At 68.4% G+C, this 15,877-nt stretch carries 9 protein-coding genes; all 9 read left to right on the forward strand.

From position 1 onward, the window contains the following. Positions 1 to 4 precede the first annotated feature (4 nt). From HDC95_RS08740 to HDC95_RS08780, 9 genes are read left to right on the forward strand one after another with little or no spacing between them, the layout of a single operon-like run. Positions 5 to 976: a MoxR family ATPase gene (locus tag HDC95_RS08740; protein WP_259063017.1), complete on the forward strand. Its 972-nt coding sequence runs from the start codon at positions 5 to 7 to the stop codon at positions 974 to 976. Further along, a complete protein-coding gene (locus HDC95_RS08745; RefSeq protein ID WP_259063018.1) occupies positions 976 to 2,235 on the forward strand; it encodes a DUF58 domain-containing protein in 1,260 nt (419 codons plus the stop codon). Before HDC95_RS08740 ends, HDC95_RS08745 begins: the two co-directional genes overlap by 1 nt. Next, complete coding sequence (locus tag HDC95_RS08750) at positions 2,232 to 4,637, forward strand: transglutaminase family protein (protein ID WP_259063019.1); 2,406 nt, start codon at positions 2,232 to 2,234, stop codon at positions 4,635 to 4,637. Before HDC95_RS08745 ends, HDC95_RS08750 begins: the two co-directional genes overlap by 4 nt. After that, complete coding sequence (locus HDC95_RS08755) at positions 4,634 to 6,067, forward strand: RDD family protein (protein ID WP_259063020.1); 1,434 nt, start codon at positions 4,634 to 4,636, stop codon at positions 6,065 to 6,067. The genes HDC95_RS08750 and HDC95_RS08755 overlap by 4 nt, the downstream gene beginning before the upstream one ends. Next, positions 6,064 to 6,879 (forward strand): PP2C family serine/threonine-protein phosphatase, encoded by an 816-nt coding sequence (locus HDC95_RS08760; protein WP_259063021.1) that lies wholly within the window; start codon positions 6,064 to 6,066, stop codon positions 6,877 to 6,879. The genes HDC95_RS08755 and HDC95_RS08760 overlap by 4 nt, the downstream gene beginning before the upstream one ends. Further along, a complete protein-coding gene (locus HDC95_RS08765) occupies positions 6,879 to 8,240 on the forward strand; it encodes an FHA domain-containing protein (RefSeq protein ID WP_259063022.1) in 1,362 nt (453 codons plus the stop codon). The genes HDC95_RS08760 and HDC95_RS08765 overlap by 1 nt, the downstream gene beginning before the upstream one ends. After that, positions 8,237 to 9,868 (forward strand): serine/threonine-protein kinase, encoded by a 1,632-nt coding sequence (locus tag HDC95_RS08770; RefSeq protein WP_259063023.1) that lies wholly within the window; start codon positions 8,237 to 8,239, stop codon positions 9,866 to 9,868. Before HDC95_RS08765 ends, HDC95_RS08770 begins: the two co-directional genes overlap by 4 nt. After that, complete coding sequence (locus HDC95_RS08775) at positions 9,865 to 11,232, forward strand: RDD family protein (protein WP_259063024.1); 1,368 nt, start codon at positions 9,865 to 9,867, stop codon at positions 11,230 to 11,232. Before HDC95_RS08770 ends, HDC95_RS08775 begins: the two co-directional genes overlap by 4 nt. Before the next feature lie 13 nt (positions 11,233 to 11,245). Beyond that, positions 11,246 to 15,808 (forward strand): FtsK/SpoIIIE domain-containing protein, encoded by a 4,563-nt coding sequence (locus HDC95_RS08780; protein ID WP_259063025.1) that lies wholly within the window; start codon positions 11,246 to 11,248, stop codon positions 15,806 to 15,808. Positions 15,809 to 15,877: the final 69 nt, after the last annotated feature.

Here is a 15,877-nt window from a genome sequence, read left to right on the forward strand (position 1 = left end):
TGAAATGACCATGACCCCCGAACAGGCCGCCTGGTTCAAGGGCACCTTCACACGCCTGGTCGACAACATCGACAAGGCTGTGCAGGGCAAGCGCGAGATCGTCAGCCTGGTTCTGGCATCCATGCTGGCCGAAGGCCACGTGCTCCTCGAGGATGCACCCGGTACAGGAAAGACGAGTCTCGCGAAGGCGCTGGCCGCGACGGTGCAGGGCACCAGCTCGCGGATCCAGTTCACACCCGACCTGCTGCCCTCCGACGTCACGGGTGTCACCATCTACGATCAGCAGGCGCACAAGTTCGAGTTCCACAAGGGGCCGATCTTCTCGTCGATCGTGCTCGCGGACGAGATCAACCGCGCCTCCCCGAAGACGCAGTCGGCTCTGCTGGAGGTCATGGAGGAGTCGAAGGTCACGGTCGACGGCGTCACCCACGAGGCCGGCCGCCCGTTCCTCGTGATCGCGACGCAGAACCCCATCGAGCAGGCCGGAACGTACAAGCTGCCAGAGGCGCAGCTCGACCGCTTCCTCATCAAGACGTCGATCGGCTACCCCGACCTCGCGGTGACCGAGAGCATCCTCGCGGGCGCCTCCGATCGCAACCCTTCGTCGAGCCTGTCCGCAGTGATCACCACGAGTGCCGTCGCCGACATGGCAGACCTCGCAGCCACGGCCCACGTCGAGCCGGCCGTGCTGCGCTACGTCGCCGAACTCGCCGAGGCCACACGCAACGACAGCGGTGTCAGGCTCGGAGTGTCGGTGCGCGGAGCGATCGCGATCATCCGTCTCGCGAAGGTGTGGGCTGCGGTCCACGGCCGTCACTATGTTCTGCCGGATGACATCAAGACGCTCGTCGCTCCTGCATGGCAGCATCGTCTGCTGCTCGACGCCGAGGCCGAGTTCGCCGGCACCACTGCGGATGTCGTTCTCGGCCGCGTTCTCGAGACGGTGGCGGCACCTCAGGCGCGAACGGCGGCTTGATGACCGCAGAGACGCTGGCGGCGCCACCCACGACCGACCGTGACGCCGGATGGCGAGACATCGCGGCGGTCATCGGTGCGCGCATCGGCGCACGTCTGCAGAAGATCGCGAGCGTCATCCGGCCGATGGCCTGGGTGCTCATGGCGCTGGCCGTCGTGTTCTGGATCGTCGGCGCGAGCCTCGGTTGGAGCGAACTGACCCTCACTGCGGTCATCGTCGCGCTCACTCTGATGCTGTGCGCCATGTTCCTCATCGGACGCACCGAGTACGACGTCACCCTCGACCTCGCCCGCACACGGGTCGTCGTCGGTGAACGCGCCGTCGGCGCACTCACGCTGTCGAACCCCGGCAGCCGCGCCATCCTCCCCTCCCGTGTCGTGCTGCCCGTCGGCGCCGGGCGCGGTGAGTTCGGCATCCAACGCCTGGGACCGGGCGACAAGGCGGAGGAGCTGTTCGCCATCCCCACCCAGCGCCGTGGCGTCGTGAAGGTGGGGCCGGTCAGCGTGGTCCGCGGCGACCCGTTCGGCCTGTTCGAGCGTGCGCACCGGCGTGATGATCCCGTCGATCTCTTCGTGCACCCGCAGACGGTGCTGTTCGACGGCCAGTCGCTCGGGTTCTTGCGCGATCTCGAAGGGCTTCCCGCCGCCGACCTCTCGCGCGACGACGTGTCATTCCACGCGCTCAACGAGTACCAGCCGGGCGACGACCTGCGTCACGTGCACTGGCGCTCCACCGCACGCACCGGCGTGATGATGGTGCGGCAGTACGAGGAGACCCGACGTTCGCACTTCGTCATCGGACTCTCCCGCTCGAGCGGCGAATACGCGACCTCCGAGGACTTCGAGCTCGGGATCTCGGTCGCGGGCTCCGTCGGTCTGCGTGCGATCCGTGATTCGCAGCGTGTCGACGTGCGAGTGCAGGGCCGGGAACTGCGAGCCGGCACCGGCAAGCAGCTGCTCGACTCCCTCGCCGCCGTCGAGGCCAGCAAGCCGCGCGACGGCGGCATCTCCGACCTCAGCGGCGTGATCGCCGCCACGATGCCGCTGGCGAGCGTCGTCGTGCTCGTGTGCGGCACCAGGGTCTCGAATGAAGAACTGCGACTCGCCTGCGCGCGGCTTCCGTTCGGCGCTCGCGTGATGGTCGTCGTCGCCGACAGCACAGCCGAGTCGCCCGCCCTTCGCCGCATCGGTGAGGCCGATGTCGTCAGCGTCGGCGCCCTGCAGCAGATTCCCCTGGCACTTCAGAAGGTCCTCGCATGAGCGCGTCCGCCGCGTCGACCATCCCCGCATCGTCGACCATCCCCGTTCGCCGCTGGATCCTCGACATCGCGGCCGTCCTCGTACTGCTGGGCGTCTCTGCTGCGGGCTTCTGGCCGAGCTTCGCCGGACCCGGTTATCTCGGCGCGGCGATCGGCGGTGCCCTGCTCGGTATCGCGATCGCCGCGATCGCGGCGTGGCGACGGTGGGGCATCCTCATCATCGCCGGGCTCACGATGCTGGCGTACTTCCTCTTCGGAGGTGCCCTCGCGTTGCCGCACACCGCGATCGTCGGCGTCATCCCGTCGATCGACACGCTGCAGCAGCTCGCCGTCGGAGTCGTCACATCGTGGAAGCAGCTGCTCACGACCGTCGCTCCGGTCTCCGGTGCGGATGGGTTCCTCATCGTGCCGTTCCTGCTCATGCTGGTCGCCGCGGTGGTCACGGCATCCCTCGCCCTGCGCTTCGCGCAGCCGACATGGGCGCTGATCCCGGCAGGGCTGCTGCTCGCGGTCGTCATCGCGCTCGGCACGCCGCAGCCGGCCGCTCCTGTCATCCAGGGCACCGTCTTCGCCTTGGTGAGCATCTCCTGGCTGGCGGTGCGCCAGATCTGGGCCCCGCAGAACGCTGCGGTGTCGGTGGGTGAGGTCGACCCGGCACGGGCGAACCACATGCGGATGCGGAGGCTGCTCTCCGGTGCGGTCGTGCTGGCCGTCGCGGCGGGCGTCGGCGTGTCCACCAGCGCGTTCACCGCGCCGACCCAGGTGCGGCATGTGCTGCGCGACACGATCATCCCGCCGTTCGATGTTCGCGATTACCCCAGCGCGCTGCAGTCGTTCCGCGGCCACGTGCGCGACGATGTCGAAAGCACGTTGTTCACCGTGCGCGGACTGCCGGAAGGCGCCCGCGTCCGCCTCGCTGCCATGGACGAGTTCGACGGACAGGTCATCAACGTCGTCGACGGCGGTCCTGGCTCGTCGAGCGCGTTCACGCCGATTCGCTCGAACATGTCTCCCGACGCCGAGGGCGTGCCGGTGACGCTGCGGTTCGACATCGACGAGTACTCCGACGTCTGGGTGCCGCAGGCAGGTCTCGTCTCCGAGTTCCGGTTCGCAGGCGACGACGCTGACGCGCTGCGCCGCGGCACGTACTACAGCACGGGATCAGCCACCGCCGTGACCACCCCCGGCCTCCGCAAGGGCGACAGCTACACAGTCGAGGCGACACTTCCCGCCGAGTACAGCGACGAACAGCTTGCAGAAGCGGAGTTCGGCGGGGTGCGGCTGCCGAAGAACGACAATGTGCCAGAGGAGTTCACCGCCCTCGCAGCCGAGGTCGTGTCGGACGCGGAGGCGCCCATCGAGCAGGTGCAGGCGCTGGCGTCATTCCTGTCCGAGGACGGGTTCTTCAGCCACGGCCTCGAGGGCGAGGTGACCTCGCGATCCGGTCACACCTCCGAACGCGTGTCGACTCTGATCGCCGGTGATCAGATGATCGGCGACGACGAGCAGTACGCCGTCACGATGGCGCTGCTCGCCGGCGAGCTCGGCATTCCGGCACGCGTCGTGATGGGCTTCTACCCCGATGAGGAACACGCAGGCGAGGCGACCTTCGCGGCGACCGGTGACAACATCCACGCCTGGGTCGAGGTCAACTTCGACGGGTTCGGCTGGGTTCCCTTCGACGCCACGCCTCCCGAGGACCAGGTCCCGAACGACCAGAACACCAAGCCACGGGCGGATCCGAAGCCGCAGGTTCTGCAGCCACCGCCCCCGCCGCAGGAGCCGGTCGACCTTCCCCCGACGCTGCCTGACGACCGCGAGGCGGAGGACGAGTCGCTGAACATCGCCGGCATCATCCTCGCGATCCTCGTGATCGGCGGGATAACGCTCGCCATCTTGGCCCTGCTCGCCTCACCGTTCATCATCATCGGTGCGTGGAAGGCGTCGAGACGTCGGTCGCGCCGGACAGCTGAGCGGACGGCGGATCGGATCGCCGGCGGATGGGATGAGCTCACAGACCGTGCCGTGGACTACGGAGCGCGACTCGCGCCAGGAGCCACACGCGGCGAAGAGGCGGTGCTCGTCTCCGACTCGCTCGCCGTGCCGACCGTGACGGCGCTCGCCGACAGGGCGGATGCCGAGGTCTTCGGCCCGACCGACCCGAGCGCCGAGGACGTCGAGGCGTTCTGGCGGGAGGTCGATGAGATCGTGGTCGGCCTCGGCAGCGAAGCGGGATTCTGGAAGCGGACCAAGGCGCGGCTGAGCCTGCGTTCGCTGCTGGTCGGCTCCGCCCTGTCGACCGGCTTACAGGGACTCAAGACGGCGGCTGCCGCGCGCGTTCGCCGAGAACCTGGCACCATCAAGAACAGTACTTCTGACGTACCCGAGAGTGAGACCCCATGACACAACTGGCGTTCGGCACGGTCGCCCCGACGTCGCGGCGTGCCGTGGCATACATCATCGACGCCGCGATCGCGGCCGGCATCGGCATCGTTCTCGGCATCCTTCTCGTGATCTTCGCGGTGCTCGCCGGACCGGATGGGATGCTGGGGGTGCTGGCTGTCGGAGGCCCGGTGGTCTGGCTCGTGCTGGTCGGCTGGCTCGTCTTCTACACCTTCATGCAGGCCGCAGGCGGCTCCATCGGGATGCGTGCACAGGGGCTGCGTCTCGTCCAGGAGGCCGACGGAGCCCCACTCGGCTTCGGTCGGGCGCTGCTGCGCAACGTCATCTTCGGTCTGGCAGCGTCCATCGTCGTCGGTTACTTCACACCGCTGTTCGACGGCTCAGGGCGCTTTCAGGGCTGGCATGACAAGGTCGCACGCTCGCTGATGCTGGATGCCCGCACGGTCGGCGCGCCGGCGGCTGCACCCGCGACGCAGGCGATGAACATCCCTCCGCGGCCGGTGGCGCCGAACGCCGTGCCACCGCTGCCCGGCCGAACTCCGGAGCCCACCTACCCCTCGCACACCCTCGCTTCGATGCCAGGCGGCGTGCCCCCAGTGCCGGGTCTCACGCCCGCGCCGAATCACTCTTCGCCGGAGTCGATCGCATACGCGGCTCTCGTCGGGCAGACTCCGACACCGGGGGCACCCGCGCTCGACGAGACGATTCCTGCACCGCGTCCTCCGCAGGCTGCGCCACCTGCCGCTCAGGCTGCTCAGCCTGCCTCTCAGCCAGCGCCGCTCATCCCGCAGGCGCCCCCGCAGCAGCCGGCAGGTCGGCCGACGATCGCGCAGCCACCGGCGCCGACGAGCGGCGAGAACTCGTTGATCGCATTCGTGCCCGGCATCACGCAGGACGGCCCGCCGGAGCGCAGCGCCGAGGCGCCGGCCGCACCTCCGGCGGCCGCACCGGTGGTATCGCCGGTCGCAGCGACCACGCCGCCGACCGCGCCGCCGACCGAGCCGCCGACTGCGCAGCCGGTAGCGGCGCCCTCCCAGCCCGCGGTCGCCGCTCAGGCTCCGTCCGACGATCTCGGCGACATCGAGGACACCCGCATCAGCATCCCCGGCCACCGTCTCGTGTTCACCTGGGACGACGGCACCAGAGTGACTGTCTCGCAGCGCACCCTGTTCGGACGCAACCCCGCACCCGAAGAGGGCGCCGTGGCCGTGATCGTGCGCGACGAGACGTTGTCGCTGTCGAAGACGCACTTCGAAGCGGCGGCCGAAGTCTCCGGCGGCTGGGTCAAGGACCGGCATTCCACGAACGGCACTGTCATCGTGCGCGACGGTGAGCGCATCCCGTGCACGCCAGGAGAAGCGGTCCGCATCCGCCTGGGCGATGCGATCGAGATCGGTGACCGGATCGTCACGATCGGAGGGTACGCATGACCGCTCCACTGATCGTGTCGGCAGGGTCGTCGACGCACACCGGGGTGCGGCGCACCTTGAACGAGGATGCGATGCTCGCGAGCGCACCGATCTTCATCGTCGCCGACGGGATGGGGGGACACGAGGCCGGCGAGCGCGCAAGCGCTGCGGTGGTCGAGGAGTTCGCCCGATTCACCGGCAGGGAGAGCCTGGAGCTCGACGATGTGCTCGATGCGCTCAGCCGCTCGCGTCTGGCCGTCGACGGGCTCTCGGTCATGGCCACGGGGCGCGCTGGCACGACGCTCAGCGGTGTCGTCCTCGCGGACGTCGACGGCACGGGCTATTGGCTGAGCTTCAACATCGGCGACTCGCGCACGTACCGTCTGTCGCGGGGCGAGCTCGAGCAGATCAGCGTCGACCACTCCGTCGTCCAGGAGCTCGTCGAATCAGGGGAGCTCAGCATCGCCGATGCCGTCTCCGATCACCGACGCAACATCATCACCCGAGCCATCGGGGCGGGCAGCACCGGCGATGCCGATTTCTGGATGTTCCCCGCGGAGCTCGGCGATCGCATCCTGATCTGCTCGGACGGGCTCTCCTCTGAGGTGCCGGACGCGCGGATCCAAGAGATCCTGACCGTCGAGTCCGACCCGCAGACGGCTGCGGCCACCCTTGTCGGCGAGGCGGTCGGCGCCGGCGGCAGGGACAACATCACGGTCGTGGTCGTCGACGCGGTCTTCGTCGCATCGCGACCGGGCATGCCGATGCAGGCAGACGACGACTTCGATGAGAACACCCGGCCCCGCGAGGCCGCCGCAGGAGGGATCAGCTGATGCAGACGACCTACCGACCCGGGGACTGGTACGTGCTGGTGGCACCGGGCGCGCTCATCGCCCTTTCTCCCGATGCACCGGAGCAGCTCATCGCGTCACTGTGGCAGCGGCAGCGAAGCGGCGGCGACCTCGCCGCGGTGATCGATGCTGTGACGGAGCACGCCGCGGGCTCGTTCGCGGCGATTCTGCCGTTCGCGGCCGTGGTGCTGGAAGGACCGGATGCGAGGATCGCCGTGCGCGGCGACGTCACCGTTCAGCTCACCGGGCCCGAGGGCAGTGAGAGCTTCACCGGTACCAACGTCACGACGTGGAGTGAGCGATTCGTCGCGAACACGAGCCGCATCGCGATCGACGCGGGCGACGGCGTGGGCAGCGAGCCCCTTCCGATCATGGGCGGCGTCGTGCGGGCCACGAACGTCAGCGCCGATGTCGAGCCCTCTGATGTGGCAGTGCCTGCCACGGCAGTGCCTGACACGGCAGGGCCTGATGTGGCTGGGTCTGACACGGCATCGCCTGACGTCGCGGCCCCCGATGTCGTGCTGCCCGCAGTGATACCCGTTGCCGAGGCGGCCGACGAACCGACGCCTGAGGCGCCCGCACCGGAGCCCGTGGCCGAGGAGGCTCCCGCTGCAGACGAGCCCTCCGCGCAGTCCGAACCGGAACCGGCGACCGAACAGATCCCCGAGGTGCCCGCCGAGGGATCCGGCGACGCCGCCGAGGAATCCGTCGAGGACGACGTCGACGGCGCGACGCTGGTGCCGACCGACATCTCGGAGACGAGTGACATCGACGAGTTCGAGCAGCTGTTCGGCGCGACGATCGCATCGTCGAATGCGATCGTGCGCCCGGCCACGATTCCGCCGGCGCCTCCCGCTCCGTCCGGCACGCCCGTAGTCGGGGCGGCCGATGGCGACCACGACGGCGCGACGATCTCCGCAGCCGAGGCGCGAGCGCTCCGCCAGAACGTTCCGACAGCAGAGCCGGATGCGCCGACCACTGTGCTTCCGGTGGTCTCAGGAGGAGTCGGACGCGTACGTGTCTCGACGGGGCAGGTCGTCACACTCGATCGAACCGTCATCATCGGACGCCGTCCACGTTCCACTCGCGCGAGCGGTGCTGACCTGCCGCATCTGATCGCCGTGGAGAGCCCTCAGCAGGACATCTCCCGCAGTCACCTGGAGATCCGCCCGGAGGGCGACACAGTCGTCGTGGTCGACCTGCACACCACGAACGGTTCGACGCTCCTCCGATCCGGTGCCGATCCGCTGCGCCTTCACCCAGGCGAGCAGACGCTCGTACTCTCAGGAGACGTCGTGGACCTCGGTGACGGCGTCACCGTCGCCTTCGAGGATCTTCCGTGAGCAGACCCCCCTCACCGCCGCCGGAGCTTCCCGGTTTCACCTACGTCGCACCGCTGGGCACCGGCGGCTTCGCCGACGTCTTCATCTACGAACAGCAGATGCCACGGCGCAAGGTCGCCGTGAAGGTGCTGCTCGCGGAGAGGATTTCGAGCAGCGCCGCGCAGGAGTTCACCGACGAGGCCAACGTGATGGCGATGCTGTCGACGCATCCGGCTATCGTGACGATCTACCACGCCGGCGTGGCCGCCGATGGCCGGCCGTATCTGGTGATGGAGTACTGCCCGAGGCCAAACCTCCAGGTCCGCGCACGCAAGGAGCCCTTCTCCGTCGCGGAGGCGCTGCGCGTCGGCATCCAGGTCGCGGGAGCGGTCGAGACCGCGCATCGCGCCGGCGTGCTGCACCGCGACATCAAGCCGGCGAACATCCTGGTCACCGAATACAACCGGCCGGCGCTGACAGACTTCGGCATCGCATCGACGTCAGGAGCGGTGACCGAGGCGACCGGCATGTCGATCCCGTGGTCGCCCCCGGAGTTCTTCGCCGATCCGCCGCAGAGCGGACCCCGCTCTGATGTCTTCGCGCTCGGTGCCACGCTCTACACGCTGCTCGCAGGACGGTCGCCTTTCGAGCGCCCCGGTGAGCGCAACTCCGGAGCCGACCTGATCGAGCGCATCGAACGCGCACCACTGCAGCCGTTGGCCCGCCCTGACTCACCGGTGAGCCTGCAGCGAGTGATCGAGCGCGCCATGTCGAAGAGTCCCGACGCGCGCTACCCCAGCGCCGTCGCGTTCGCGCGTGCCTTGCAGAAGGTGCAGATCGAGCTCACACACTCGGTCACTCCGATCGACATCATCGACGATCACCCTGTCGCGGAAGACCTCGAGGACGAGGCGGACGGCCTGACCCGGGTGCGCGACATCGTCAGCATCGAACCGGATGCCGGAAACACCCGGCCGTCCGCGACCACTCGTCCGTTCGGCGGCGCGCAACAGGCCGCGCCATCCACTCCCGGTCCGCAGTTCGCACCGGCGGAGCAGACGTCCTCCGCGTCTTCCGTCGAGGACACCGTCATGCGTCCGACGTCTGCGGGCCCGGCATCCGCGCCCGTCGACGATGAGCCTACGGTGATGCGGCCGCCCAGGACCGTCTCGCCTCAGCTGCCGCCGGCCGCAGCTCCCGCTCCCGCCGCGCCGGTCGGGGCGCCAGCGCAGAGCGGCAGACGTCGCGTGGGGCTGTGGGTCACGTTGGTCGCCGTCGCCGTGGTGCTCGTCACCGGCACGATAGTCGGCATCAGCCTGCTCTCCGGCGCGGGCGAGCCGGATCCAGTCGCGACCCAGGACGAGGTCGTCCCACAGGATCCGGTGTCCGATGCCGTGCCGCGTGTGGACGAGCTCGCCGGTACCCGAACCGGCACGACGATCACCTTCAGCTGGACCAACCCGGCACCCGAAGACGGCGACCTCTACCTGTGGAACACGGTTGACCTCACCGAGACGGGAACCCCGGAGACCACGGATGAGACGACCGTGACCTTCGAAGGCGCGGCATCCGGACAGGTGTGCGTGGACGTCATGCTGCGACGCAGTGACGGGCGTGCGTCTGAGCCCGTCAGGGAGTGCGTGCAATGACGCCCGGTATCGAGGGGCGGCGCGAGACGCCCGACGGCCTGATCTGGGAGGTCGACGAGGAGAAGGAGACGATCGAGGGGCTGGACGAGAACGGCCGACCGGATCCCGCGTACGCCGCGGCGCTCGGGCTGCTCCGTGCCCCGCTCGGACGCCGTGCCCTCGCGGTGGTCTGCGATGTGGCCATCTGGGTGGTCGTCCAGCTGCCGCTGTGGATCGGCGCCGTCCCCCTGCTGCTCAAACTCGCGGACGGGTCGATATCGCCGTACGGTTTCATGAACCATCCCGGGTTCGTGCTGGCCGTGGTCATGGCCGCCGTCACGACGTTCCTGACACTGGTGCTCAGCGTGCTGCAGCTGGTGCTGCACGGCAGAAGCGGACGCACTCTCGGCAAGACGATCGTCGGCATCCGCACCGTGAACGTGCGCACGCTGGAGCGTCCTGGTATCGGCTGGGTGCTGCTGCGCTACCTGCTGGTGTGCGCATCGAACATCATCCCGCTGCTCGGACCGGTGATCCTCCTGCTGTCGCCGACGTTCGATTCCGAGCGCCGCGGACGCGGACTGCATGACAAGGCGACGCACGTCTGGCTCATCGATGTGAGGCAGGGGCTGAACCCCTACGACCAGAAGCGCTTGCGCGTCGCGCGGAAGCTCGTGAAGGCGGAGCCAGCGCGCGAGCGATCTGTGCTGCCGTCGCTGGCCACGCCGACCGATCCTTCACAGCAGCCGGCGTACCGTCCAGGCAACCGGGTCAGCGCGGGTGTCATCGGCATCGCCCGCCCGCACACTCCGGATGCCCGGCCCGAGATCGGGCTGCCGCAGACGGCGCCGCCGTCCCTGCCGGCACCGGCGGAGCTCGGCAAGCCCGTGCTCGGCGGCTACCGGCAATCCGATGACGAGCGACCCGTCGATCCCGCGCAAGGCGTCCCTCCCGTCGGAGCAGCACAGCCCTCGTTTGAGGCGGCACCTGTTGCTCCATCGCAGCACACCCCGCCGCAGCCCGCCGTCCTGCAGCCCGCGCCGCTGCAGCCCGCCCCGGCCTGGCACTTCGGTCTGCGCCTGGACACCGGTGCAAGCGTCGCGGTCACCGAGCCGCTCCTTTTCGGGCGCAATCCGGACCCCGCAGTCTTTCCGACCGCGCGGCCGGTGCCGCTCGACGATGAGAGCAAATCGCTCTCGAAGACCCACCTGCTCGTGCGTCCGGTCGACGGCGGGCTGGAGATCACCGACTGCGGTTCGACGAACGGATCCGGTTTGATGCGGGCGGGTATCGAGTATGTGATCGAAGCGGGTGTGCCGGTCGTGTCGGTCGACGGAGACACGATTCGTCTCGGCGACCGCAGCGCGGTCGTGGTCCGGGCGTGACTGAGGGAGACGAATGAGACTCAAACTGACCCTGCATCGGCAGGCGGGGGATCCGGTCGACATCGTGATCACCACGGATTCGACCGCGACTGCAGGCGACGTGGCGCGCCACGTCGCCGAAGCCGATCCCACCCGCTCGGTGCCTGTCGCCGACGGCGATGTGCTCACTCTGGCCGTCGCCCCTCCGACGGCCGAGCGTCTCGTCCCGCTGCAGCCCGACATCCCGATCGGAGAGGCGGCGATCGGCTCCGGCTTCGCGGCATCCATCCTGAACTACGGCCCGGACTACGTCTCCACCGGCCAGCGCGAGGTCGTGGGCGTGCTCCGCGCGGTCGCAGGACCGCTCGCAGGCCAGGAGTTCCCCATCTCATCCGGCCAGGTGGTCATCGGGCGCGACAGCGACAGCGACGTCGTGCTCGCCGACCCCATGGTCTCCAAACGCCACGCGAGGATCGAAGCCGGCCAGCACATCGAGGTCGCCGACCTCAACTCGGCCAACGGCGTGCTCGTCGACGGCGTCGCCGTGCAGAGGGTCCGCCTCGAAGAGGGAGAGCCCTTCATCATCGGCGCGACGACGCTCGTCCTGCGCCTCGCCCGCTCATTCGACGGCACTGCGGCCGAGGAGCCGATCATCGAGCGCGGCGGGGGACTGCTCTTCAACCGCAGTCCCCGGGTCGAGGTGCGCTATCCGGGAACGGGGTTCAAGCCGCCGCGGCTGCCGACCGAGAAGATCGGGAAGATGTTCCCGTGGCCGATCCTGATCACCCCGATCCTGATGGGCGTCGCGCTGTACATGCTGAACGGCAATCCGCGTTCACTGCTCATGATCGTGATGACGCCGCTCATGGCACTCGGGAACATCATCAATCAGTCCGTGCAGGCCAAGAAGAGCACGAACCATGAGTTCATGCTCTTCGAGAGGCAGTACGAGGAACTCGAAGAGGACTTCTTCCGCGGCAAACCGGAAGAGGAGCAGGCGCGCAATGCCGAGGCGCCTCCCGTCGCCGAGGTCTTCGACCATGCCATGAGACTGGGCCCGATGCTGTGGACCAGACGACCGGAGCACTGGAACTTCCTCGGTCTGCGACTGGGTACTTGTCGACTGCCGGCACGCAACACCATCGCCGAGACGGACACACCCGATGGCCTGCCGGAGTTCATCGAGCGCGTCGAGCGACTTCAGGAGCGGTACGCGTTCGTCGACGATGTCCCGGTGTTCGAACTGCTCGCGGACGCCGGTTCGATCGGTATCGCCGGGCCCCAGGCCGCCGCCGCCGACGCGATGCGCGGCATCGCCGTGCAGCTTTTCGGGCTGCACGCGCCGAACGACGTCGTCGCCGTCGCATTCTCGGATTCCGCGTGGACGGCCGAGCTCGACTGGCTCAAATGGATGCCGCACACGTCGAGTGAGAAGAGCCCGTTCCGGGATGTCGCGCTCGCCGACTCCGCACCCACCGGCGCCGCACTGCTGAGCACTCTCGAGGATTACGTGCAGCGCGCGGCAGCGGGGGTTGCCAACAGTGGCGAGCCGCGGGGTCCGTTCAAGGACGACTGGAATCCGCTGCTCTACGGCACGGATGTCGCGCGGGCCGCGACCGACCACAAGAACACCTCGCCGGTATCGGTCATCGTCTTCGTCAGCAGCGATGCCCCGATCGACCGAGGGCGCCTCACGGACGTGCTCGACCGCGGCGCCGACCACGGTGTCCACGCGGTGTTCGTCTCACCCACGGTCGAATCGCTCCCGGCGGTCTGCCGCAGCTACATCGACGTCACGGCAGGTCTCGAAGACGCCCAGGTCGGGCTCGTGCGCACCGGTGACAACTTCGAGCACGTGCAGGTCGAGGGCGTCTCGAACGCGTACATGCACATGCTGGCGCGACGTATGTCGCCGGTGCTGGATGCCAGCACTGCCGTGCACGATGCCTCCGACATCCCGGGCGCCGTGATGTTCCTGCAGCTCGTGGACCCCGCGATCGCTGAAGACCCTCAGATCGTGATCGAGCGCTGGCGCCAGAACAACACCATCGTCGACAGGTCGCAGGCATCGAGACCGAGGCTCAAGAAGGCGGGCAATCTGCGTGCCATCATCGGGCAGGGCGCGAGCGATGCGATGGCGCTCGACCTGCGCACGCACGGTCCGCACGCACTGGTCGGCGGAACGACCGGCGCCGGAAAATCCGAGTTCCTCCAGGCATGGGTGCTCGGTATGGCCGCAGCGCACAGCCCCGACCGCGTCACGTTCCTCTTCGTCGACTACAAGGGCGGATCCGCCTTCGCGGACTGCGTCGAGCTGCCGCACTGCGTGGGACTGGTCACCGACCTCAGCCCTCATCTCGTGCGTCGTGCGCTGACCAGCCTGCGGGCCGAGCTGCAGCACCGTGAGCATCTGCTGAACCGGAAGAAGGCGAAGGACCTCCTCGAGCTCGAGAAGCGCCAGGATCCGGAGTGCCCTCCGGCGCTCGTGCTCGTGATCGACGAGTTCGCCGCGCTGGCATCCGAGATGCCGGACTTCGTCGACGGGGTCGTCGACATCGCGCAGCGCGGTCGATCCCTCGGCATCCACCTGATCATGGCCACCCAGCGCCCCGCCGGAGTCATCAAGGACAACCTGCGCGCGAACACGAATCTGCGAATCGCGCTCCGCATGGCGGATGAAGCCGATTCGCGCGACGTGGTCGACGACCCGATCGCGGCCACGTTCTCGGCGGCCATCCCCGGCCGCGCCATCGCGAAGACCGGGCCGGGCAGGCTGGTGCCGTTCCAGTCGGCCTATGCGGGAGGCTGGACGAACGACGACGACGCAGCCGTGGCCGATGTGCGGGTGAGGGAGCTGCGATTCGGGTCCAGCGCGGAATGGGAGCCCGAGCGGTCTGCAGAAGCGGAGACGCACGAGGAGGACCTCGGCCCGAACGACCAGAAGCGCATCGTGTCGACGCTCATCCGCGCGAGCGAGGTGGCATCCCTGCAGCGTCCTCGTCGGCCATGGCTCGACGATCTGGCGGCGGTCGTCGATCTGAAGGGTCTGCCGAACGACGGCGACATCCGCATTCCGATCGCTCTGATGGACGTGCCGGAGAAGCAGCAGCAGGAGTCGGCGGTGTTCGTACCTGACCGCGACGGTTCGCTGGTCGTGTACGGAACGTCAGGATCGGGCAAGTCGACGGTGCTGAAGACCATCGCGACCTCGGCAGGTATGCGACCCGATCGAGGGCGCGTGCAGGTGTACTGCCTCGATTTCGCCTCCGGAGCACTCGGGCCGCTGGCTGACCTGCCGCACGTCGGCTCTGTCGTGGACGGATCCGACGCCGAGCGCATCCAACGGCTGTTCCGCACGCTCGATCGCGAGATGGATCGTCGCTCGGCCGCGTTCTCAGCCGCCAGCGCGGCGACCGTCCAGGAGTATCGGGAGATCGCGGATCCGAACATGCCGCGCATCCTGCTGCTGATGGACAACTTCCCCGAGTTCAAGAAGGACTGGGAGTACGCGCCGGGGCGCGCCGCGTTCTATCGCACCTTCATGCGCATCCTCGGCGAGGGGCGCACGCTCGGGATTCACACGGTGATCACGGCGGATCGCGGGAACGCGGTCCCCAGTGCGGTGGCCTCGAACATCTCGCGTCGAGTCGTGCTGCGCCTCGGTGACCCGAGCCAGTACATGCTGCTGAACGCACCGAGGGACATCCTCGACGAGCAGTCTGCTCCAGGACGGGCGATCATCGACGGCCACGAGACGCAGATCGCAGTGCTGGGCGGCACGACGAACGTCGTGGAACAGACCAAGGCGCTCAGTGCGCTGGCTGCTCAGCTGAGATCCGAGGGTGTGCGCGACCTTCCCGAGATCGGCGCGCTGCCCACCATGGTGCCGGCCACGGAGATGCCGGCGACCGTCGACGGGATGCCGGTGTTCGGTGTGGCCGACGACTCGCTCGCCCCGCACGGCTTCGAGCCGATCGGGTCGTTCGTGATCTCCGGTCCTCCAGCGTCGGGTCGGACGAATGCGCTCAGGGCGCTGGTGGTGGCCATGGAGCGCTTCGATCCCAGCGTTCGCATGTACCACTTCGGCAGCCGGCGTTCGCAGCTAAAGGACTTCCGGCCGTGGGTGCGCAGCGCGATCAAACCTGAGGATGAGAAGGAGCTGGCCACCGAGCTGATCGAGCTGGTCGCCGGTGACACGGCTGACGGCCGGATCCTGATCGTCATCGAAGACATGCCACACCTCGCGGATGGACCGGCTGACCGGCCGATGCGCACACTGCTGCAGGCGATGAACAACAGCGACCACATGCTGATCGGCGAGGCCGAGATCAGTCGCGCCAGCGGCAGCATCGGCGTGCTCGGCGAGTGGAAGACCGGTCGTCAGGGCATCGTCCTCAAGCCGGACACGTACGACGGGGAATCGATCTTCAAGACGGCGTTCGGTCGCGTCAAGCGCTCGGACTTCCCGGTCGGGCGCGGCATATTCGTGCAGGCGGGTCGCATGATCACGATGCAGATGCCGCTCGTTCCCGAGGCGCCCGCGATGGGCAGCGGTGCCATGGGTACCGCTCCCCGTTTGCGGGAGAGGAATCGTTGACTAGTCTCATTCACGAGGCCGCAGGGGCCTGAAGAAGGCCATACGGGCCGGAAGACGAACGCGGGAGGC

The organism is Microbacterium sp. AK031, assembly GCF_024807145.1.
Classification (GTDB): domain Bacteria; phylum Actinomycetota; class Actinomycetes; order Actinomycetales; family Microbacteriaceae; genus Microbacterium.

What these genes read in the sequence shown, in the direction of transcription:
- HDC95_RS08750 (WP_259063019.1), top strand. Translation starts at nt 2,232, where the DNA reads ATGAGCGCGTCCGCCGCGTCGACCATCCCCGCATCGTCGACCATCCCC.
- HDC95_RS08755 (WP_259063020.1), top strand. Translation starts at nt 4,634, where the DNA reads ATGACACAACTGGCGTTCGGCACGGTCGCCCCGACGTCGCGGCGTGCC.
- HDC95_RS08775 (WP_259063024.1), top strand. Translation starts at nt 9,865, where the DNA reads ATGACGCCCGGTATCGAGGGGCGGCGCGAGACGCCCGACGGCCTGATC.
- HDC95_RS08760 (WP_259063021.1), top strand. Translation starts at nt 6,064, where the DNA reads ATGACCGCTCCACTGATCGTGTCGGCAGGGTCGTCGACGCACACCGGG.
- HDC95_RS08745 (WP_259063018.1), top strand. Translation starts at nt 976, where the DNA reads ATGACCGCAGAGACGCTGGCGGCGCCACCCACGACCGACCGTGACGCC.
- HDC95_RS08765 (WP_259063022.1), top strand. Translation starts at nt 6,879, where the DNA reads ATGCAGACGACCTACCGACCCGGGGACTGGTACGTGCTGGTGGCACCG.
- HDC95_RS08780 (WP_259063025.1), top strand. Translation starts at nt 11,246, where the DNA reads ATGAGACTCAAACTGACCCTGCATCGGCAGGCGGGGGATCCGGTCGAC.
- HDC95_RS08740 (WP_259063017.1), top strand. Translation starts at nt 5, where the DNA reads ATGACCATGACCCCCGAACAGGCCGCCTGGTTCAAGGGCACCTTCACA.